The 19,748-nt window shown below is 71.6% G+C and carries 21 protein-coding genes; 13 read left to right on the top strand and 8 right to left on the bottom strand.

Going from position 1 to position 19,748, the window contains the following annotated elements; genetic code table 11:
* The first annotated feature begins 15 nt into the window (after positions 1 to 15).
* A complete protein-coding gene (locus tag EUA06_RS17330; RefSeq protein ID WP_129478095.1) occupies positions 16 to 507 on the top strand; it encodes a hypothetical protein in 492 nt (163 codons plus the stop codon).
* A gap of 58 nt (positions 508 to 565) precedes the next feature.
* Positions 566 to 1,189 (top strand): LysE family translocator, encoded by a 624-nt coding sequence (locus tag EUA06_RS17335; protein WP_129478097.1) that lies wholly within the window; start codon positions 566 to 568, stop codon positions 1,187 to 1,189.
* Here the strand turns inward: EUA06_RS17335 and EUA06_RS17340 are convergent.
* Positions 1,176 to 2,189 carry a TerC/Alx family metal homeostasis membrane protein gene (locus EUA06_RS17340; RefSeq protein ID WP_242498215.1) on the bottom strand — a complete coding sequence of 338 codons (1,014 nt, stop codon included), beginning with the start codon at positions 2,187 to 2,189 and terminating at the stop codon, positions 1,176 to 1,178. The genes EUA06_RS17335 and EUA06_RS17340 overlap by 14 nt on opposite strands.
* Before the next feature lie 173 nt (positions 2,190 to 2,362).
* On the opposite strand from EUA06_RS17340, the gene EUA06_RS17345 reads away from it, so the two are divergent.
* Entirely contained in the window at positions 2,363 to 3,793 is a 1,431-nt protein-coding gene (locus EUA06_RS17345) for a dihydrolipoyl dehydrogenase family protein (RefSeq protein WP_129478099.1), read from the top strand.
* Between the two features lie 37 nt (positions 3,794 to 3,830).
* Here EUA06_RS17345 and EUA06_RS17350 read toward each other — a convergent pair whose 3' ends face one another.
* Positions 3,831 to 4,649, bottom strand: coding sequence for an IclR family transcriptional regulator domain-containing protein (locus EUA06_RS17350; protein WP_129478101.1), 819 nt, complete (start codon positions 4,647 to 4,649; stop codon positions 3,831 to 3,833).
* 3 nt (positions 4,650 to 4,652) lie between these two features.
* Positions 4,653 to 6,134 (bottom strand): amidohydrolase family protein, encoded by a 1,482-nt coding sequence (locus EUA06_RS17355; protein WP_129478103.1) that lies wholly within the window; start codon positions 6,132 to 6,134, stop codon positions 4,653 to 4,655.
* Between the two features lie 173 nt (positions 6,135 to 6,307).
* Here EUA06_RS17355 and EUA06_RS17360 point away from each other — a divergent pair, with 173 nt between their 5' ends.
* From EUA06_RS17360 to EUA06_RS17380, 5 genes are read left to right on the top strand one after another with little or no spacing between them, the layout of a single operon-like run.
* Positions 6,308 to 7,471 (top strand): CaiB/BaiF CoA transferase family protein, encoded by a 1,164-nt coding sequence (locus EUA06_RS17360; protein WP_129478105.1) that lies wholly within the window; start codon positions 6,308 to 6,310, stop codon positions 7,469 to 7,471.
* Entirely contained in the window at positions 7,468 to 8,265 is a 798-nt protein-coding gene (locus EUA06_RS17365) for a citryl-CoA lyase (protein WP_129478106.1), read from the top strand. Before EUA06_RS17360 ends, EUA06_RS17365 begins: the two co-directional genes overlap by 4 nt.
* 8 nt (positions 8,266 to 8,273) lie before the next feature.
* Positions 8,274 to 9,137, top strand: coding sequence for a DODA-type extradiol aromatic ring-opening family dioxygenase (locus EUA06_RS17370; RefSeq protein ID WP_129478108.1), 864 nt, complete (start codon positions 8,274 to 8,276; stop codon positions 9,135 to 9,137).
* On the top strand, positions 9,134 to 9,493 hold the full coding sequence (locus EUA06_RS17375; protein ID WP_129478109.1) for a hypothetical protein: 360 nt from the start codon (positions 9,134 to 9,136) through the stop codon (positions 9,491 to 9,493). The genes EUA06_RS17370 and EUA06_RS17375 overlap by 4 nt, the downstream gene beginning before the upstream one ends.
* Positions 9,493 to 10,305 (top strand): quinone oxidoreductase family protein, encoded by an 813-nt coding sequence (locus EUA06_RS17380; protein ID WP_129478111.1) that lies wholly within the window; start codon positions 9,493 to 9,495, stop codon positions 10,303 to 10,305. Before EUA06_RS17375 ends, EUA06_RS17380 begins: the two co-directional genes overlap by 1 nt.
* A 160-nt stretch (positions 10,306 to 10,465) precedes the next feature.
* Here EUA06_RS17380 and EUA06_RS17385 read toward each other — a convergent pair whose 3' ends face one another.
* A complete protein-coding gene (locus EUA06_RS17385; RefSeq protein ID WP_129478113.1) occupies positions 10,466 to 11,668 on the bottom strand; it encodes an ATP-binding protein in 1,203 nt (400 codons plus the stop codon).
* Positions 11,669 to 11,830: 162 nt separating this feature from the next.
* Between EUA06_RS17385 and zwf the strand changes: the two genes are divergently transcribed.
* Complete coding sequence (zwf, locus tag EUA06_RS17390) at positions 11,831 to 13,252, top strand: glucose-6-phosphate dehydrogenase (protein WP_207208412.1); 1,422 nt, start codon at positions 11,831 to 11,833, stop codon at positions 13,250 to 13,252.
* A gap of 1 nt (position 13,253) precedes the next feature.
* Here zwf and EUA06_RS17395 read toward each other — a convergent pair whose 3' ends face one another.
* A complete protein-coding gene (locus tag EUA06_RS17395) occupies positions 13,254 to 13,517 on the bottom strand; it encodes a hypothetical protein (protein ID WP_129478117.1) in 264 nt (87 codons plus the stop codon).
* Positions 13,518 to 13,562: 45 nt separating this feature from the next.
* Between EUA06_RS17395 and EUA06_RS17400 the strand changes: the two genes are divergently transcribed.
* Positions 13,563 to 14,444: an Fpg/Nei family DNA glycosylase gene (locus EUA06_RS17400; protein WP_129478119.1), complete on the top strand. Its 882-nt coding sequence runs from the start codon at positions 13,563 to 13,565 to the stop codon at positions 14,442 to 14,444.
* A gap of 106 nt (positions 14,445 to 14,550) precedes the next feature.
* Here EUA06_RS17400 and EUA06_RS17405 read toward each other — a convergent pair whose 3' ends face one another.
* The 3 genes from EUA06_RS17405 to aat all read right to left on the bottom strand — a co-directional run bounded on the left by EUA06_RS17405 (position 14,551) and on the right by aat (position 16,293).
* Positions 14,551 to 14,931: a ClpX C4-type zinc finger protein gene (locus EUA06_RS17405; protein ID WP_129478121.1), complete on the bottom strand. Its 381-nt coding sequence runs from the start codon at positions 14,929 to 14,931 to the stop codon at positions 14,551 to 14,553.
* 107 nt (positions 14,932 to 15,038) lie between these two features.
* A complete protein-coding gene (locus EUA06_RS17410) occupies positions 15,039 to 15,533 on the bottom strand; it encodes a hypothetical protein (protein ID WP_129478123.1) in 495 nt (164 codons plus the stop codon).
* Positions 15,534 to 15,600: 67 nt separating this feature from the next.
* On the bottom strand, positions 15,601 to 16,293 hold the full coding sequence (gene aat, locus EUA06_RS17415) for a leucyl/phenylalanyl-tRNA--protein transferase (protein WP_129478125.1): 693 nt from the start codon (positions 16,291 to 16,293) through the stop codon (positions 15,601 to 15,603).
* Positions 16,294 to 16,379: 86 nt separating this feature from the next.
* Here aat and EUA06_RS17420 point away from each other — a divergent pair, with 86 nt between their 5' ends.
* The 3 genes from EUA06_RS17420 to EUA06_RS17430 are packed head-to-tail and all read left to right on the top strand — an operon-like array spanning position 16,380 to position 19,708.
* A complete protein-coding gene (locus tag EUA06_RS17420; protein WP_129478127.1) occupies positions 16,380 to 17,714 on the top strand; it encodes a calcium-binding protein in 1,335 nt (444 codons plus the stop codon).
* A 51-nt stretch (positions 17,715 to 17,765) separates the two neighbouring features.
* Complete coding sequence (locus EUA06_RS17425) at positions 17,766 to 18,443, top strand: EcsC family protein (protein WP_129478128.1); 678 nt, start codon at positions 17,766 to 17,768, stop codon at positions 18,441 to 18,443.
* Entirely contained in the window at positions 18,443 to 19,708 is a 1,266-nt protein-coding gene (locus EUA06_RS17430; protein ID WP_129478130.1) for a calcium-binding protein, read from the top strand. The genes EUA06_RS17425 and EUA06_RS17430 overlap by 1 nt, the downstream gene beginning before the upstream one ends.
* The last annotated feature ends 40 nt before the right edge of the window (positions 19,709 to 19,748 follow it).

The raw sequence follows: 19,748 nt of genomic DNA on the forward strand, positions 1-19,748 counted from the left end.
CGCATGCGCATTTCGATGACCATCCTCACCACCAGGATCCTGATCACCCTCCTGGCCTCGCTGATGGCGGTGGCCGGGCTGGCCGGCCCCTCGCACGCGGTCACCAACCTGACCGACGCCCAGGCGGCGAGCCAGCTCTCGGCGGTCGGCATCACCCGCGTCTCGACCGGCGGCTGCACCACCCGCAGCATCTCGACCTGCACGTCCTACGAGCAGATCAACCAGGAGACGGTCAGCGGGATCAAGACCTTCAAGTCCATCAGCGGCTGCGCCATCACGATCACCGGCGGCACCGAGGTCGGCCACGCGTCGGGCACCTACAGCCACTACAACGGCTACAAGGTCGACGTCAGCCCCACCACCTGTGTGTCCAACTACATCACCAGCCACTACTCGTACTCCGGCGTGCGCGGTGACGGCGCGACGCTCTACACCGCCCCGTCGGGCAACGTGTACGCCCGCGAGAGCAACCACTGGGACATCACCTACTACACCTGCGGCTGCTGACGTAGACCACCGATCGAAACGAATGGCCCCGTCGACGGCGTGGCCCCACACTGGGGCCATGCCGTCGTCCAGCCAGTGGGTCGCGTTCCTCGTCGCCTCGATCCTCTTCATCCAGGTGCCGGGTCCGAGCCTGCTCTTCACCATCGGCCGCGCGCTCACGGTGGGCCGCCGCGAGGCGCTGCTCTCGGTGGTCGGCAACGCGATCGGGCTGGTGGCCCAGGTCGTCCTCGTGGCGATCGGCCTCGGGGCGGTCGTCGCGGCCAGCGCGACGGCGTACACCGCGATCAAGGTGCTCGGTGCGGCGTACGTCGTGTGGCTCGGCATCCAGGCCATCCGTCACCGTGCCGACGCGCGGCTCGCGATGGAGAACGCCGCGCCGGCGAGGCGTGGGCACCCGGTGCGCATCGGCTTCACCGTCGGCGCGACGAACCCCAAGACGATCGTCTTCTTCGTGGCCTTCCTGCCCCAGTTCACCGACCCGACCGGGCCGGTCGCCCTGCAGACGGTCGTGCTCGGGCTCGTCTTCGGGCTGATGGCGGTGGCCTCCGACGGGGCGTGGGCCATCGCGGCCGGCAAGGCCCGCGACTGGTTCGCCCGACGACCCTCCCGCCTCGACGCCCTGAGCGCCGCCGGCGGCACGATGATGGTCGGCCTCGGCGCGACGATGCTCACCGTCGACTAGCGAGCTCCTCCTCGCTGACGGCCTGCAACTTCTGCTTGTTGGCGACCAGGCTCGTGGTGATCGTGATGGCCAGGATCCCGAGGATCACGAACAGCGACATCAGCGTCGGCACGTCGGGGACCGACGTCCAGACCAGGTGCGCCCAGTGGAGCACCAGCTTGAACCCGATGAAGCCGAGGATCGCTGCGAGGCCGTAGCTGAGGTGCTCCAGCGCGCCGAGCGCACCCTCGAGCACGAAGTAGAGCGCGCGCAGGCCGAGAAGGGCGAAGGCGTTGGTGACGAAGACGAGGTAGGGGTCGCCGGTGATGCCGTAGACGGCGGGCACCGAGTCGACGGCGAAGACGACGTCGGTCGCGAACACGGCCACGGTGACGAGCGCGAAGGGCGTCAGCGCGCGGGCACCGTTCTTGACGACGGTGAACTTCGCGCCGTCGTAGTCGTCGCTGACGGGCATGAAGCGCTTCATCACCTTCACCACGCGCATGTCCGCGACGTCGACCTCGTGGTCCTTGCCGGACATCGCGTCACGCAGCAGCTTGACGCCGGTGAGCAGCAGGACGAGACCGAAGACCAGGAACACCCAGTCGAAGCGCGACAGCGCGGCAGCGCCGAGGGCGATGAAGATGCCGCGCAGCACGAGCGCGCCGACGATGCCGTAGAGCAGCACCCGCTGCTTGAGCACCTCGGGCACCGCGAAGGCTGCGAGCAGCAGCATGAAGACGAAGAGGTTGTCGACGCTCAGCGTCTTCTCGACGAGGTAGCCGGTGTAGTACTCCAGCCCGCGGTCGCCGCCGTGGGCGTTCCAGACGTAGAGGCCGAAGAGCAGCGGCAGGGCGACGTAGAACGCCGACCAGGCGACGGCCTCCTTCATGGACACCTCGTGCGGGCGGCGGGTGGCGATGAAGTCGACGACGAGCAGGGCGAGCACCACGCCGATGGTCAGGAACCACAGGGTGGGGGACGCGATGGACGACATGGATCTCCTCAGGGTCTCGCTCACGAATGAGCTCCTGAGGTCTCTCCCGCCACACCGGGGCGTGGCCGCCGACCGGGGCGCCTGCTGAGGCGCCGTAGTGACCGGTCGGACGTTGGTGGGGTACTCCCCTCGCCATCGATTTTAGTTGAACCGGCAAGCGGATCCCAACTCCTCGACGTGCACGTATCGTCCACGACATGGAGACACGGGAGTACGACGTCGTCGTGATCGGCGGCGGTCCAGCGGGGGAGAACGCGGCGCAGTATGCCGTCGAAGGTGTCGAGGTGGACGGGCGAGCCATGTCGTCCGCGATCATCGAGCGCGAGCTGCTCGGTGGCGAGTGCAGCTATTGGGCCTGCATGCCGAGCAAGGCGCTGCTGCGACCGATCGCGGTGGCCGACCTGACCGGTGACCTCGACGGGGTCTCGACCGCGCACGTCGCGCCGAAGGCGCTGCTCGAGCGGCGCGACTACTGGGTCTCCCACTACGACGACGCGGGCCAGGACACGTGGGCCGACGGCGCCGGCATCGCCGTCGTCCGCGGCGCCGGACGGCTGGTCGGCGAGCGCACGATCCGGGTCACGTCGTCGACGGGCGACGTCGAGGTCGTCGCCCGCCGAGCGGTCGTCATCGCCACCGGCAGTGAGCCCGTCGTGCCCCCGATGTACGCCGACGCCCTCCCGTGGGGCTCCCGCGACGCGACCGGCGTGGTCGAGGTGCCCGACCGGCTGGTGGTCGTCGGCGGCGGCGTGGTGGCCTGCGAGGCCGCGATCTGGATGTCGGCGCTCGGCTCGGACGTGACGCTCGTGGTGCGCGACCAGCGGCTGCTCGGGCGCACCGAGCCCTTCGCCGGGGAGGCCGTGCTCGCAGGCCTGCGCGAGCGAGGGATCACCGTCCACCTCGGCACCGAGGTGAGCGACGTACGTCGTGAGTCGCCGGAGGCGACCGGGATCGGCAAGGTCCACGGCGGCACCGTCACCCTCAGCACGACGGCCGGCGAGATCGTCGCCGACGAGCTGCTGCTCTCGATCGGCCGCACGCCGCGGCTCGACGACCTCGGCCTCGACTCCGTCGGCCTCACCGCCGACGACGTGAAGGCCGGCCGGCTGCCCGAGTGGCTGCACGCGATCGGCGACGCGAGCGGCGGTCCGCCGCTGACCCACTGGGGCAAGCACCAGGCGCGGGTCATCGGCGCCCGGATCGCTGCCGCGGCTGCCGGCGAGGTCGCCTGGGAGCCGGACCGCGAGGCGCCGGTGCCGCAGGTCGTCTTCAGCGACCCCGAGGTGGCCAGCGTCGGGATGACCGAGGCCGAGGCGCGCGACGCCGGTCACGACGTCGTCGTCTCGCGCGTGCCGACCTCGTCGGCCGCGGGCACCGGCCTGCTGCGCGACACCGTGGTCGGCGACTCCCAGATCGTCGTCGACGCAAGCACGCACCTGCTGCTGGGGGCGACGTTCGTCGGCGTCGAGGCCGGTGAGCTGGTCCACGCGGCGACCGTCGCGATCGTCGGCGACGTCCCGGTCCACGTGCTGCGCCACGCCGTGGCGTCGTACCCCACGGCCTCCGAGCTCTGGCTCCGGCTGCTCGAGGAGCTGCCGCCCTCGTTCCGGACCCCGCCGCCCGCGTAGCAGGCGCTCGGGCGGTCTCGCCTGCGAGCGGAGCCCGTCAGGCTCGCGTGCGAGCGGCGTCGATCTCGACGTGCGGTCGCGCCTGCCACAGGGCCCAGTCGGCGCTCACCTCGCTCGCGGTGCGGACGAGGTGGGGAAGGTGGTGCTCGATGAGCGTCTCCCGCGACGTCTCGGCGGCGTGCACGGTGACGCTCATGGCGGCGTGCACCTCGCCCTGCCCGTCGCGTACGGGGACCGCGACCGAGCGGACACCAGGTGCGAGCTCCTCGTCGGCCAGGGCCCAGCCTCGCGCCCGCACCTCGCTGAGCTCGTCCATGAGCCGCTCGAGGCTGCGGCCGTGCTGCGGCGACAGTCCGGATCGACTGGGGGTCTCGAGCACCTCGGCGGCCCGGCGGGGCGGCAGCGCCGCCAGGAGCACCTTGCCCTTCGACGTCTGCGCCGCGGGAAAGAGGGTGCCGATCTCGACCCGCAGCGCGATGATCTTGGGGACGGCCACCCGTGCGGTGTAGACGATGTCGGACCCGTCGAGCTGGGCCAGGGAGGCCGACTCGTCGATGCGGGCGACGAGGTCCTCCAGGTGGGGGCGGGCGACGTCCCACATCCCGAGGGAGCCGACGTACGCCATCCCGAGCCCGATGACCCGCGGCGTGAGCGAGAACGCACCGTCGCGGGAGCGGACGTAACCGAGCTCCTCGAGGGTCAGCAGCAGCCGGCGTGCCGTGGGCCGGGCCAGACCGGTGGTGGCCGCCACCTCGGAGAGCGTCATCGTCGGCCGCTGCGGGCCGAATCCCGCGAGCACGTCGAGCCCGCGGGCCAGCGCCTCCACGAAGTCGGGCCCGGTGCCACGACCTGCCATGGGCTACCTCCCCGAGTTCGGCTCGCCGAAGACCGTACCGCGTGCGCCGTGCGTGCTGTCGGAGCGGTAGTCGGTGTACTGGTAGGGGTTGTCCAGCACCTTGTCGTCGCCACCGGGGAGGTCGGGGTTCATGCCCTGCTGCCAGACCTCCTCGCCCATCGCCGAGCGCAGGTGGTCGACGGTGTTCGCGACGTCGTCGCGCACCGAGGAGAGGTCCGCGCCGACGAGGCGGTGGTCCCGCTTCACGACGCGACCGTCGACCACGACGGTGTGCACGTCGCCCCGCTGGGCCTGGAAGGCCACGTGGCCGTAGGGGTTGAGGAGCGGGAACGACACGGGGGAGTCGTCGTTCTTGATGAGCACGACGTCGGCCTTCGCGCCGGCCGTGAGGTGGCCGAGGTCGTCCCGCCCCAGCGCGCGGGCGCCGCCGCGGGTCGCCCAGTCGACGACCTGCTCGGCACGCAGGTGCGAGTGGGTCACGGTGTCGCCTGCCGCGTGGGCCTCGAGGTGCTCGCGGGACCTGTCGGCGCCGAGCGTGGTGCGCATCGCGCTGAACAGGTCGCTGCTCCACCACACGCTCGTGTCCATCGACAGCGAGACGGGGATGTCGTGGCGACGGACCTGCCAGGTCGGGGGGTAGCCCTGTCCGGCGCTCTGCTCGGACTCGGTAGAGACCGACACCGACCCGCCGGTGGCGGCGATCCGGTGGTAGCTGTCGGTGCTCAACGTCGCCGCGTGGACGTAGACGGTGTCGGGCTGCATGAAGCCGTGCTCGTGCATGAGCCTGATGCCGTCGTCGTTGGTAGCCCCCCACACGCCGGCGTGGGTCGTCACGGGCAGTCCCAGGTCGCGGGCCAGCTCGAAGGCCGCCTTCTCGGGGAAGGCCGGGTCGCCGGTGACGTCGAAGGCGAGCTGGAAGCCGAGCATGTCGCTGGCTGCTCCTCGGTGGCGCTCGAAGAAGGCGCGCACCGCGGGGTCGGCCGTCCACTCCCAGGGGGCGGCCTGGATGTTGCCGTAGGCGAGCACGAACCGGCCCGGCACCGAGCTCAGCGCGTCGACGGCGGCTTCGGCGTGGTCCACCGTCTGCAGGCCGTGGGACCAGTCGACGGTGGTGGTGACGCCGGCCTCGAGGGCGTCCCACGCCGAGAGGAGGTTGCCTGCGCGCACGTCCTGGGGGCGGAACTTCGCGCCGTGCTCGAGGTAGTACCAGACGAAGTACTGCGTCAGGGTCCAGTCGGCACCGTACGCCCGCATCGCCGTCTGCCACATGTGGCGGTGGGTGTCGATCATGCCGGGCATCACGATGCCGCCCGAGGCGTCGACCACCTCGGCACCGTCGGGCGCCGACAGGCCATGGCCCACCTCGGCCACGCGGTCCTCGACGACCAGCACGTCGGCGTCGGTCAGCACGGTGTGCTGGTCGTCCATGGTGAGCACGGTGCCGCCGGTGAACAGCACCGGTCGGCGGTCGGACGTGGGGGGCATCAACCCGCTCCTACTCTCGGACAACTGTCCGTATGACGGTCACTGTGATGCGTGTCACTGTGGCGCCGCCGCGGGGCTCTGTCAAGGGGTGACCCTTGACAAGCCAGATCGGACCCACCAAGACTGTGCCGACACACAGCGGACAGGTGTCCGCACTTCCGAGAGGCAGGCGCGTGACGGACGCTCCCAAGCAGGGACCACTGGCCGGTCTGCTCGTCGCCGACCTGTCCCGCATCCTGGCGGGCCCCTACGCCACCATGCTGATGGGCGACCTGGGTGCCGAGGTGGTCAAGGTCGAGGGTCCGCAGGGGGACGACACCCGCACGTGGCAGCCCCCGGTGCGCGACGGGGTCTCGACGTACTTCCTCGGCGTCAACCGCAACAAGCGCTCGATCGCCCTGGACTTCAAGGACTCCGACGACCTCGACGTGGCGCGCCGCCTCGTGGCCCGCGCCGACATCGTCGTGGAGAACTTCAAGCCGGGCGCGCTGGCGCGGTTCCGGCTCGACTACACCTCGGTCTCCGCCGACAACCCCGGGGTCGTCTACGCCTCGATCAGCGGCTTCGGCAGCGGCGAGCAAGGCGCGAAGCTGCCCGGGTACGACCTGATCGTCCAGGCCATCAGCGGGCTGATGAGCTTGACAGGGGATCCCGACGGCGAGCCGTACCGGGCCGGCATCTCGGTCTTCGACGTGCTGGCTGGGCTCCACGCGACCATCGGGGTGCTGTCGGCCCTGCAGGACAGGCACCGGACCGGACGGGGCCAGCACGTCGAGGTCAACCTGCTCTCCTCCGCGCTGTCCGGGCTGGTCAACCAGTCGAGCGCGTACGTCGCAGGTGGCACCGTCCCGTTCCGGATGGGCAACTCCCACCCGAGCCTGTTCCCCTACGAACCGCTGCCGTGCTCCGACCGCGACCTTGTCGTGACGGCCGGCAACAACGGGCAGTTCCGCAAGCTGGTCGGGGTCCTCGGGGTCCCCGAGCTCGCCGACGACCCGCGCTTCGCGCGCAACGAGGACCGCACCGCCCACCGCGACGAGCTGCGCCCGCTCCTCGTCGAGCGACTCGCCACGCGCACCGCGCAGGAGTGGTTCGAGGAGATCATCGCGGCCGGCGTGCCGTGCGGACCGATCAACACCGTGGACGGGGGCGTCGCCTTCGCCGAGCAGATCGGGCTCGATCCCGTGGTGACGGTCGGCACCGGAGACGCAGCGCTGCCGGGAGTCCGGCACCCGATCCGCTTCTCCGACGCCGAGGCGCGCTACGACCTGCCGCCGCCCGCGCTGGACGAGCACGGTGACGAGATCCGTGCCTGGCTCGACGAGGAGACACCGTGACACCCGAGTTCCCCACCTCCCTGGGCACCTCCACCGCCGACGAGATCCGCCTTCTCGGGCAGGACCTCACGGCCGACCTGATGGGCGAGGTCGGGTTCGGCGAGCTGGCCTTCTGGCTGGTGGCGATGCGCAGGCCCACCCCGTCGGAGACGCGGCTCTTCGAGGCGGTCCTGGTCGCCCTCGCCGACCACGGCTTCACCCCGACCGCGATCGCGGCCCGGCTCACGTACCTCTCGGCCCCGGACTCGTTGCAGGGCGCGCTCGCCGCCGGACTGCTCGGGGGCGGCTCGCGGTTCCTCGGCGTCACCGAGGACTGTGGCAGCTACCTCCACGACGTCGTCGAGGGCACGGACGAGCTTCCCACCGACGACGACGGCTACGACGCGCTCGCCCTCGCCGCCGTACGCCGCACGAAGGAGGCCGGCCGCTACGTCCCCGGCCTGGGCCACCCAGTCCACAAGGAGCGCGACCCGCGCACGCCCGTCCTCATGCGGATCGCTCACGAGGAGGGCCTGCTCGGACCGCACCTGCGACTGTTCGCAGCCATCGGCCGGGTGCACCCGGAGGTGCTGGGCCGCTCGCTGCCGCTGAACGGCGCCGGGGTCTGCGGTGCCGCCCTGGCCGACCTGGGCCTGCCCGTCGAGATGCTGCGCGGCTTCGCGCTGCTGGCCCGTGCCGCGGGCCTGCTCGGCCAGATCGCCGAGGAGCAGCGCCGGCCGATCGGCATGGACGCGTACCTGACCGTGGACCGCAACGCCGTCTACGTCGACCCCGCCCCGACCGAGGAGGACTGAGGAGTCCCATGGCCGAGATCGTCGCCGTCATCGCCTCCACGCACCACCCCTTCTACTACCGCGCGAGCACGGCGGTCGGTGAGGACCGTCCGCCCTTCGCCGACGAGTGGGTCCCCAAGATCGAGGCCTTCCGCGAGACGCTGACCCGCGCGCGTCCCGACGTCCTGGTGATGGTGGGCAGCGACCACTTCCACCAGCTGTGGCTGGACAACATGCCGCAGTTCCTCGTCGGCAAGGCGCCCTTCTACGACGCCAACTGGTACAACGAGGAACGCGAGTTCGGGCTGCCGAGGATGACGCTCGCCGGCCAGGAGGACCTCTCCGCGCACGTGCTGCGCGGCGGCCTCGACATGGGCTTCGACCTCGCGTTCAGCAACGAGCTGCGCATCGACCACAGCATCACCTGCCCGATCATCACGCTGCGTCCTGAGGCCGACCTGCCGATCGTGCCGATCTACACCAACATCTTCGCCCCGCCGCTGCCGCGCCCCGAGCGGTTCGTCGCGCTGGGCAAGGCGATCCGCGAGCTGGTGGAGTCGTGGCCCTCGGACCAGCGCGTGGCGATCATCGGAACCGGCCACCTCTCCCTCGAGCTCGGTGGCCCGCGCCAGTTCGGCGAGCACGGGCCGGACCCGGAGTTCGACCGGCGCGCGGTGGAGTGGATCGCCAACGGTGACATCGACGGCTGCTGCCGCGAGGTCACCCTCGACAGCCTCCACCTGCCGGGCAACGCGACCCACGGCTTCATGGACTTCATGCTGATGATGGGCGTCGCCGGCGAGGGGGCGAAGGCGCACCACGTCGACTCGCTCGACCTGTTCCACACGATGGAGGCCTACTTCACGTGGTACCCGAACGGAGCGCCGGTGTGAGCAAGTACCTGCTGGACAAGTTCCTGTTCACCATCGACCGCGACCCCGCCCTGGTCGAGCGCTACCGCGGGGAACCGCGCGCCACGGTGGAGTGGTGGGAGGCCGAGGAGGCCAACCGGATCCTCAGCTGCATCGCCGACGAGCGCTCCACGTGGCTCGCCTTCGACGACGTCGAGCGCGAGGCGCTGGCGACCCACGACCACGTGCGGCTGTTCGAGCTCGGGGCACACCCGTTCCTCACCCTCACGCTCTTCATCGCGATGTTCGAGCGCGACCACGGACCGCTCGAGTACCAGCTCGCCTACGGAGCGGCGCTCCAGCACCTGTCCATGCCCTATCCCGACATCGCCACCTGATGCACGCCGCCGTCCTGGCCGCACACGGGGCCGCACCGACGTACGCCGAGCACGCGGACCCGCAGCCCGGACCGGACGGCGTGCTGGTGCGCATCACCGCGGCACCGATCGTCCCCCTGGACCTGCTGTGCGCCAGCGGCACGTCGTACTTCGGCACGCGTCGGCTGCCGTACGTGCCGGGGGTCCAGGGCGTGGGTGAGGTCGTGTCCGGCGCAGGACTGGCCCCGGGGTCGCGGGTGTTCGTCGCCACCACTGCCGGGATGACGGACGGGGACGGAGCGTTCGCCGACCTGTGCGTCGTCCCGCGGTCCGCGGTGGTGCCGTTGTCCCGTCGGGAGGCCGAGATCGACGACGCGGACGTTGCAGCCCTCGGGCTCTCCGGGGTGGCTGCGTGGCAGGCCCTCGGGTGGCGCGCCGGGCTGCGCGCCGGCGAGAACGTCTTGGTGCTGGGCGCCGGTGGCGCCGTCGGCCAGGCCGCGATCGGCGCCGCCCGGGCGCAGGGGGCGGGCCGGGTGGTCGCCGTGTGCCGGCCTGGAGCGTCGGTAGCGAGAGCGGCCGCCCAGCAGCCCGACGACGTCGTGGAGATCGGAGAGCCGGACGTGGCGACGCTGGCCGAGGCGCTGAGACGGGCGATGCCGGACCGGGCCGACGTCGTCCTCGACCCCGTCTTCGGCTGGGTCGCCGAGGCCGCCACCCGGGCGATGGCCCCTGCAGGTCGGCTGGTCAACCTCGGCGGCTCAGCGTCCGACTCGGCCACGTTCTCCTCCGCGGCACCGGGCTCTCGGTGCTGGGCTACACCAACAACGCGCTGACCCCCGAACAGCGCGCGTCCGCGCTCACGGCCGTGGTCGGTGAGGCGGCGCGAGGACGGATGTCGGTGGCGCACGAGGTGCGCCCCTTGTCCGAGGTGGGTCCTGCCTGGAGCCACGCCGGCGGCAGCGTCGGCCTACGCCAGGTCCTGGCTCCGAGCCCTCAGCCGCGCTCGCGCAGGTAACGCCCGAAGTGGGGCACCGTGAAGGCGATCCGGCCGCGCTCACCGGAGTAGACCAACCCCTTCTTGAGCAGGGAGTCCCGGGCGGGCGAGAGGGACTGCGGCTTCTTGCCCAACGACGCGGCGACGTCGGCGCTGGGCACGGAGTCCTCGTCGCCAGCCCCACCGGACTGGGCGAGGGCCACGTCGGCCATCGCCATCAGGTAGTCCCGCTCCCCCGGCGTCGCGCGCTCGTAGCGTGAACCGAAGAACCCGACGGCGAGCTCGGACTCGGCCTCAGGCGCTGCGACCGCGACGTCGGCGGCGGTGATCGGCGAGCGCGGCGCGAGGTCCCACACGGCCTTGCCGTAGGCCTGGATGAAGTAGGGGTAGCCGCCGGTCGCGTCGTACATCGCGGCGAGCGCATCAGGCTCGAACGCGGCGTCCTCGTCGGCGGCGGGCGCCTCGAGCGCGCGGTCGGCCGCCTCGCGGGCGAGCCGGTCGATGCGCTGGTAGCGGAAGAGCCGCTCGCTGTAGGACTTGCTCGCGCTGAGCACGGCGGGCAGGTGGGGCAGGCCGGCACCGACCACGATGACTGGTAGGCCCGACTGGCTGAGCTCGTGGCAGGCCGCGCACAGGGCCGAGACGTCGTCGACGCCGAGGTCCTGCATCTCGTCGATGAAGATCCCGACCCCCTTGCCGACGTCGGCAGCGAGGCCGCCGAGGTCGGTGAAGAGCTCGACGAGGTCGATCTCGATGTCGCCGGAGTCGGCGCGACCCCGCACGGCCGGGGCGTCGATGCCCGGGCTCCACTGGTCCTTGAGCTTCGCCCCGGTCCCTGCATCGCGGTGGGCGAAGGACTTGATGACGCCGAGCACGTGGTCGACCGACTCCTCGTCACCGTGACCGAGCTCGCGGACCGCCTGGTGGAGCGCGCTGCTGAGGGGCCGCCGCAGTCCCTGGCCGGGCCGGGCCTCGAGCTTGCCGGTCCCCCACCCCTTGCGTACGGCGGTGCCGCGCAGCGCGTTGAGCAGGACGGTCTTGCCGACGCCGCGCAGCCCGGTGAGCACGAGGCTCCGCTCGGGACGGCCCTTCGCGACGCGCTCGAGGACGACCTCGAACGCTGCGAGCTGCTCGTCGCGGCCGGCGAGCTCGGGCGGGCGCTGGCCCGCGCCGGGGGCGTACGGGTTCCGAATGGGGTCCACGATCAGACACTATCGACGAATCTATGCTGCTCCGTAGACATGGGGATACTCGGCGAGTCACGCATTCGGTGCCACGATCGACCCGTGACCGAGCCGCACGAGCCGCAGACCATCTCCTACCCGGCGGAGGCGCGGGCGACCTCGCGCTACGCGCACGAGCGGATGGACCCGCACGTGATCGTCCTGTTCGGGGCGACCGGCGACCTCGCCCGGCGCAAGCTGCTGCCGGGGCTCGCCCATCTCGTCGTCTCCGACCTCGCGCCGGAGATCCGGATCGTCGGCACGTCGCTCGAGGACCTCGACGACGCCCAGTTCAAGGAGTTCGCCCGCACCGCGGTCGAGCAGTTCGCCCACACGGAGCTGACGGCCGAGCAGTGGGACCACTTCGACGACAACCTCACCTACGTCCCGCAGTCCGCGGGGCCCGACGCCCTGGCCGCGGCGGTCCGCACGGCCGAGCAGGCGCTCGGTGACGACGTACGCCGTCTCCACTACCTCTCCGTGCCGCCCAAGGCAGCGCTGCCGGTGATCGACATGCTCCGCGAGGCCGACCTGGTGAAGCGGGCGCGGGTGGTGATGGAGAAGCCGTTCGGCACCGACCTCTCCTCGGCGATCGAGCTCAACGCCAAGGTCCACCAGACCTTCGCCGAGTCGCAGGTCTTCCGGATCGACCACTTCCTCGGCAAGGAGGCGGCGCAGAACATCCTGGCGTTCCGCTTCGCCAACGGGCTCTTCGAGCCGATCTGGAACCGCAACTTCATCGACCACGTGCAGATCGACATCCCCGAGACCCTCGGCCTCGACCAGCGGGCCAACTTCTACGAGTCCACCGGCGCCTACAAGGACATGGTGGTCACGCACCTCTTCCAGGTGCTGGCCTTCGTCGCGATGGAGCCGCCGACGGCGCTGGAGCCGCGCGCGATCAGCGAGGAGAAGAACAAGGTCTTCCGCTCGCTGATGCCGATCGAGCCCCGGGACGTCGTGCGCGGGCAGTTCACCGGCTACACCGACCTCCCCGGCGTCTCCCCCGACTCCGACACCGAGACCTTCATCGCGATGGAGTGCCGCCTCGACAACTGGCGCTGGGCCGGCGTGCCGTTCTACCTCCGCACCGGCAAGGAGCTCGCGGAGGGCAAGCGGATCATCTCGATCGCCTTCCGCGAGGCGCCGCGCTCGATGTTCCCCGCCAACTCCGGCGTCGGGTCGGCCGGGCCCGACCACCTCACGTTCGACCTCGCCGACGAGTCCAAGGTGTCGCTGTCGTTCTACGGCAAGCGGCCGGGGCCGGGGATGCGTCTGCAGAAGCTGTCGATGCAGTTCTCCACCGGCGAGACCGAGACCGCCGGCGACGTGCTCGAGGCCTACGAGCGGCTGATCCTCGACGCGATGCGCGGCGACCACACCCTCTTCACCACCGCCGAGGGCATCGAGTCGCTGTGGGACCGGTCGCGGGCGCTGCTCGACGACCCGCCCCCGGTGAAGCCCTACGCCCCGGGCACCTGGGGGCCGAACGCCATCCATCAGCTCGTCGCGCCGCACGCGTGGCGGCTGCCGTTCGAGCGGGAGTGGCGGGCGAAGAAGTGAGCTAGCCGACCTCGCTGGGGCGCTCGACGCGCTCGACCCGCTCGCGGGCGGCGTCGTACGCCTCGTCGAGCCCCTGGCGCAGCAGCGCGATCAGGTCGGGCACCTCGTCGGCGGCGAGCCGGAAGGTGCCGGCGCACACGTTGTCGCGCCACAGCGACAGCACGACGAGCTGCGCGTCCTGGTGCCAGGTGACGCGCAGCGTGCGGTCCTCACCGCGCGGGTCGAGGAAGACCGACCCGGTGCGAGGAGTGCGCGGCTGTGCCATGCGCCATTCTGACCCGGAGCGCGGCGATCTGCCTAGACTTCCACCGTGCCCGAGCTGCCCGAGGTCGAAGCCCTGGTCCAGGACCTGCGCGGTCGTCTGGTCGGCCGCGCGATCAGCCGCGTCGACCTGACCGCGTTCAGCGCGCTGAAGACCTTCGACCCGCCGCTGCACGCGCTGCACGGCACGCTCGTCGACGACGTGACGCGGCACGGCAAGTTCCTCGACATCGACGCGAGCGGCGTGCACCTCGTCATCCACCTCGCCCGGGCGGGCTGGATCCGCTGGCGGGACGAGGTGCCGGCCCTGCCCGCGCGACCCAACAGCAAGAACCCGCTGGCCGCGCGCGTCGTGATCGACGACCCCGACCTCGACGTCCAGCCGGGCCTCGACATCACCGAGGCCGGCACCCGCAAGGGACTGGCCATCTACGTCGTGCGCGACCCGCAGGAGGTGGAAGGAGTCGCCCGGCTCGGGCCCGACCCGCTCAGCGACGACTTCACGATCGAGGTGCTCGCCGACATCCTCCAGCGCGAGGGACGCAAGCAGGTCAAGGGCGTGATGCGGATGCAGTCGATCATCGCCGGCATCGGCAACGCCTACTCCGACGAGATCCTGCACGCGGCGCGGATGTCGCCCTACAAGCCCGCCAGCAGCATCGAGGGCGACGAGCTGCAGACGTTGTACGACGCCGTGCGCGGCACCCTGGGCGACGCGGTCCGGCGCTCGAGCGGGCTCGCGGCCAGCGAGCTCAAGGGCGAGAAGAAGACCAACCTCGCGGTGCACGGCAAGGCCGGCGAGAAGTGCCCGGTGTGCGGCGACGTCGTGCGCGAGGTGTCGTTCGCCGACTCGAGCCTGCAGTACTGCGCGACGTGCCAGACCGGCGGCAAGCCGCTCGCGGACCGGCGGACGTCGAAGTTCCTGAAGTGACGACCGCGCCCGGAAATGAAGCAACGGGCGTCGGTCCGACCCACCCCCGTGAAGTCCGACCGACGCCCGGCAACGTCAAGCGTACCTTGACCTAGAGCCGATCGTCTCACGCCGACTCGGACTTGTCGCCACCTTTTCTCGCGAATCGTTCCCAGGCGGCCTGGCGGGAGACGCCGAGGGTGCGGCCGATCTCGGCCCACGAGATGTTGCGCTCGCGCAGCAGGTCGACCCACTCGTGCGCGAACGCGGTGTTCTGCTCGGCGGAGGCCATGATCTGCGGGAGCGTGGCGAGCACCTCGGCGTCCGACATCGTCTCCCAGGGGAACGTGCCCTTGGCCTCTGCTCGCTTCTCCTCGTCGTGGACGATCGCGTGGAAGTCGTCGATGCAGGTCACGCAGACCTGCGCGCCGAGGCCGCCGATGAGCTGGAGGTCCTTCGATCCGGGCTCGCCGCAGAACGAGCAGATCTTCCCGTGGCGCGTGACCATGATGGTGTCCCTCTCCCTGGCGCAGTCACGATGCTACTCGCCCGACCCTGACGTTGTCGGGGCCCGAACGAGCCGGTCTAGCACCCCCCGGACGGACTAGGCACGCCCTAGCTGGACTCGGGCATCTCCGGCAGGTCCAGGTTGTCGAGCGGGTTGCCACAGGTGTCGGTGAGGTACTTCTCGAAGGCGTCCGCCTGCTTCTTGGCCTCGGCCGACGCGTCCTTGCCGCCGGCCTCGAGCTGCTCGAGCTTCTCGATCGAGAAGTCGGAGGCGTCGATCTCGTTGGCCTGCTCGACCATCGCCTCGAAGCCCTTGCGCGCGTCGTCGGAGATGTCGTCAGGCGTGCCGACCTGCTCGATCTTCTTCGCCCAGTCCTTCACGGCCTTCGCCATCTGCTCGTCGCTGGGAAGCTCGGTGCTCGACATGTCGGGCATCAGGTCCTCGAGCAGGCTCGACTGCGTCTGGCAGAACTCCTTCTCCGACGCGTCGCTGGGGGCGCCGCCACCGGCTCCGCCACCGCCGCAGGCGGAGGCCGCGGCTCCGATCAGGAGGGCGGCGGTGCTGACGGTGAGACGGGTGCGGGACGTGGTGCGGGTGGCCATGGCTCTCCCCCAAGTTGCGCTCGGTCGCACGCGGTGGCGTGCTGGTCGGCGCCCACCTTTGCGCGTCTCACCCCTCGTCGTCCACCCGGAAGGGTGCCGGCAGCGGTAGGCGCAGGGCCGCCTCGAGCGCCTCGAGGTACTCCGCCCGTGGGCGGCGTACGACCCCGAGGGAGGCCAGGTGGGGCGTCTGCCACTGCACGTCGAGCACCCGGCAGTCGGCGTGCTGGTCGGAGAGCAGGTCGATGAGAGCCAGCAGCGCGACCTTGGAGGCGTCGCGCTCGACGTGGAACATCGACTCGCCCGCGAAGAGCCCGCCGACGCTCACGCCGTAGAGCCCGCCGGCGAGCCGGTCGTCGCGCCACGCCTCGACCGAGTGCGCCCAGCCGAGGCGGTGGAGCCGGCCGTAGGCCTGCCGGAAGTCGTCGGTGATCCAGCCGTCCGGGCGGTCCGGACTGCCACAGGCCGCGACCACCTCGTCGAAGGCGGTGTCGATACGGATCTCGAAGTCACGGGCCGAGCGCCGCAGCGACCGCGACACCCGCATGCCGTCCAGCGGCAGCACGCCCCGCTCGACCGGCGAGAACCAGCCGAGGTGCTCCTCGGCGTCGAGCGTCACCGGCATCGGGAAGAGGCCGAGGCTGTACGCCGTCACGAGCGTGCCCGGCTCGAGGTCGGCGCCGACCGCGACGAGGTCGTCGTCGGGGTCCCACGACGAGCGGGGCGGGAACCCCCACGGCGTCGGAGCGGGGGCGATCGGCACGTCTGGAACGCTAGACCACAACCAATCAGCGCTGCGGCGCGTCGTACTGGCCGAACCCCGATCCCTGCGCCGTCCCGGAGGACGACATGCGACGTACGACGACCCTGACCGCCCTCGCCTCGCTGGCGATCGCCCCCCTCGGGCTCGCCGCGGCACCCGCCCAGGCTGCCGAGACGTGCGACGGCAAGGTCGCCACGATCGTGGTCGCGCCCAAGCCGGGCTCGTTCACGACCGACCCGGTCGTCGGGACGCCGGGCGACGACGTGATCGTCGGGTCCGCGCAGGCCGACGACATCGACGGCGCGGGCGGCAACGACACGATCTGCGGCCTCGCGGGCGGTGACGACCTGACCGGTGGCGCGGGCGACGACCGGTTGTTCGGTGGTCTGGACGAGGACTACTCGCCCGACGACGACTACTTCGGCGACACCCTCACGCCCGGGCCGGGCAACGACCACGTCGACCTCGGCCACGACCCGCAGTCCGAAGACCTCTTCGACCTCGACATCGGGTTCTGGGACCAGGTGTCCTACGAGGACGCCGCCGGCCCGGTCGCCGTCGACCTCGCCGCCGGCACCGCGACCGGCGAGGGGACCGACACCATCGCCGCGATCACCTACGGCGGCGGCGTCGAGGGATCGGCGTACGACGACATCCTGACCGGGCACGACGGTCCGGACTGGATCAGCGCCGCCGGTGGCGACGACACCGTCGACGGCCGGGGCGGTGACGACCTGATCGACGCCGACGACCTGAGCCGCTACCGCTCCTACGGCGCCGACCCCCGGCCAGGCGACGACGTGGTCGATGGCGGCGAGGGAGACGACGACATCGTCGGCGGGCACGGTGCGGACGTACTTGCCGGCGGGTCCGGCGACGACTGGCTGCGCTCGGACGCCGGCAGCGGGACCCGGGTCCTCGGCGGTCCCGGTCGCGACATCGTCGGCGGCTCGGGTGACACTGTCGCCGAGGGCCAGGGCGGTCGCGACTCTCTGTGGCCCGTGGTCGACGGTCCCGGTGTGGTGAGGGTCGACGGCGGCGCTGGACGGGACGAGGTGCGCCTCGAGGTCGATCGCGACCTGCCGAAGGGCACGCGCGTGGTCATCGGCCGCACGCGCGGCGTCGTGGCGATCGAGGGCGAGCGGGTGGTGCGCTTCGCCTCCGCACCCCGATTCGGCCTGAACTCGATGCACGTCGGCCCGATCACCTGGTACGGCACCGGTGGGGACGACGTGGTCGACCTCGAGAACAGCAACCGAGCGGTGCGCGCGTACGGGCGCGGGGGTGACGACACGATCACCGGGAGCTGGAAGCGCGACGTCCTCGACGGGGGACGCGGTCGCGACGTGATCGACGGGAGCCTGGGTCGGGATCGTTGCCTGCGCGGTGAGCGGCTGTCGTCCTGCGAGCGGCGTCGCTGACCCCTCCGCCAGAAGCGCGCCGGGCTGGCGTCCGAGCCGTACGATCGGGGCATGGGCCTCAAGCAGACCGTCGGACGCCAGCTCGCGCCGCGCCTCCAGGAGCTCGCGCCCGGCATGACGTCGGGATTCGTCCGGGAGGCGCTCAACCGGGCGATCGACGGGGTCGGACCCCTGCAGCCCGCCGCCGTAGCCGCCGACAAGCAGCTCGCGGAGCAGCGTGGCAGCGTCGACCGGGCGATCCACGAGGTCATCGAGAACAACGTGCGCCTCGCCGGTGCGCAGGGTTTCGTGACCAACGTCGGCGGTCTGGTGACGATGGCCGTGACGATCCCGGCCAACGTCACTGGCCTCGCGCTGCTGCAGTGCCGGATGGTCGCCGGGATCGCGCACCTGCGCGGCCACGACCTCGACGACCCGCGCGTGCGCAACGCGATCCTCGCGCTGCTGCTGGGCGAGGACCAGGTCAACGACCTGGTCAAGCGCAAGAAGATCCCCAGCACGCCGATGGCCCTCGCCACCGCGCCGGCCCACGACCCGACGATCGACGGCGTCATCTCGGCCGTCGTGGCGACCGACATCATCGCCCGGGTCGCCGGCAAGCGGCTCGCGACCACGGTCGGCCGCCGGGTGCCGGTGGTCGGCGGCGTCGTCGGCGCCGGCGCTGACGGCTTCGCGACCTGGCGGGTCGGGCGCTACGCCGACCGGGAGCTCCTGCCGCGGAAGAAGTGATGCGCGCCGCCGTGCTGGCCCTGCTGCCGCTGACGGCGGCCTTCACGATCGCGTCCGCGCCCGGCGCCGCGGTGGGCGAGTCGTGCGACGGACGGCCGGCGACGATCGTCGCCGCCGCAGGACGACCCACGACGGGCACGGAGGGCGACGACGTCATCGTCGGCACCGACGGACCCGACGTGGTGGATGCGCTCGGTGGCAACGACGTCGTCTGCGGGCTCGGCGGTGGCGACACGCTGTCCGGCGGAGCGGGTGACGACCGGCTCTTCGGTGGCCTCAGCGGCCGCGACGAGAACGGGACCTACCTGGCGGACCGGGTCGTCCCCGGCGCGGGAGACGACCTCATCGACGTGGGACTCGACCCGGAGGCGCTCACGACGGGGCCGGAGGACAACGGGCGGGGGTTTGACCCGATCAGCTGGGAGGACAGCCCGTCAGGCGTCACGGTGGACCTCGTCGCGGGCACCGCGGTGGGTGAGGGCACCGACACGATCGTCCTCCAACCTGCGATCGGCATCGTGGGATCGAAGCACGCCGACACCGTCACGGGGTCCGATCAGGAAGACCTGGTCGAGACCGGACCGGGCGACGACGTCGTCGACACCGCAGGCGGCATGGACACCGTCTCCGGCGGGTCGGGCGACGACGTCGTCGACACGGGAGACGGCGACGACTACGTCTTCGTGGGGCGCGGCGCGGACGTGGTCACCACCGGCGCGGACGACGATGGCATCACGATCGGGAGGACCGGCGCACCGTCCCGGGTGCTGACCGGGAGCGGACGGGACTCCGTCCTGACGGAGTCCGCCGGCGAGATCAGGACCGGCGGCGGCAACGACGACCTGCAGATGTCTGTGCACCGTGACCCGGTGGCGTTCGATGTCGCCGGCGGTCCGGGTCGCGACGAGATCTCGGTCATCACCCGCGCCCTCGGGGACGTGCCGGTGACCTGGGACAACGGGCGGGGTCGCGTCCGGTCCGGCGCCACGCTGCTGGGGCGCACGTCGGGCTACGAGCGGCTCACCCTCGACGACGGGGTGCGGTGGACCTTCCGCGGCTCGGCCGCCGACGAGCACGTCCGTGCCTCCTACCGCGCGTCCGCGGTCCTGCTGCTCGGACGTGGCGGGGACGACGTCCTCGTCGGGAGCGCGGGCGACGACGTGCTCGACGGTGGGCCGGGACGTGACTTCCTCCGCGGGTCCGTGGGCCGGGACACCTGCCGCGCCGGCGAGCAGGTCAGGCAGTGCGAGCTGGTCGGTCCCTAGCGCACCAGGCCGAGGGGGAATCGGCCACGCATGTCGTCAC

It is taken from the genome of Nocardioides glacieisoli (assembly GCF_004137245.1).
GTDB lineage: Bacteria > Actinomycetota > Actinomycetes > Propionibacteriales > Nocardioidaceae > Nocardioides > Nocardioides glacieisoli.

Coding starts and splice junctions, on each gene's coding strand:
- EUA06_RS17330 (WP_129478095.1), top strand. CDS start 16: ATGACCATCCTCACCACCAGGATCCTGATCACCCTCCTGGCCTCGCTG.
- EUA06_RS17335 (WP_129478097.1), top strand. CDS start 566: ATGCCGTCGTCCAGCCAGTGGGTCGCGTTCCTCGTCGCCTCGATCCTC.
- EUA06_RS17345 (WP_129478099.1), top strand. CDS start 2,363: ATGGAGACACGGGAGTACGACGTCGTCGTGATCGGCGGCGGTCCAGCG.
- EUA06_RS17350 (WP_129478101.1), bottom strand. CDS start 4,649: ATGGCAGGTCGTGGCACCGGGCCCGACTTCGTGGAGGCGCTGGCCCGC.
- EUA06_RS17355 (WP_129478103.1), bottom strand. CDS start 6,134: ATGCCCCCCACGTCCGACCGCCGACCGGTGCTGTTCACCGGCGGCACC.
- EUA06_RS17370 (WP_129478108.1), top strand. CDS start 8,274: ATGGCCGAGATCGTCGCCGTCATCGCCTCCACGCACCACCCCTTCTAC.
- EUA06_RS17380 (WP_129478111.1), top strand. CDS start 9,493: ATGCACGCCGCCGTCCTGGCCGCACACGGGGCCGCACCGACGTACGCC.
- zwf (WP_207208412.1), top strand. CDS start 11,831: ATGGACCCGCACGTGATCGTCCTGTTCGGGGCGACCGGCGACCTCGCC.
- EUA06_RS17395 (WP_129478117.1), bottom strand. CDS start 13,517: ATGGCACAGCCGCGCACTCCTCGCACCGGGTCGGTCTTCCTCGACCCG.
- EUA06_RS17405 (WP_129478121.1), bottom strand. CDS start 14,931: ATGGTCACGCGCCACGGGAAGATCTGCTCGTTCTGCGGCGAGCCCGGA.
- EUA06_RS17410 (WP_129478123.1), bottom strand. CDS start 15,533: ATGGCCACCCGCACCACGTCCCGCACCCGTCTCACCGTCAGCACCGCC.
- EUA06_RS17420 (WP_129478127.1), top strand. CDS start 16,380: ATGCGACGTACGACGACCCTGACCGCCCTCGCCTCGCTGGCGATCGCC.
- EUA06_RS17425 (WP_129478128.1), top strand. CDS start 17,766: ATGGGCCTCAAGCAGACCGTCGGACGCCAGCTCGCGCCGCGCCTCCAG.
- EUA06_RS17430 (WP_129478130.1), top strand. CDS start 18,443: ATGCGCGCCGCCGTGCTGGCCCTGCTGCCGCTGACGGCGGCCTTCACG.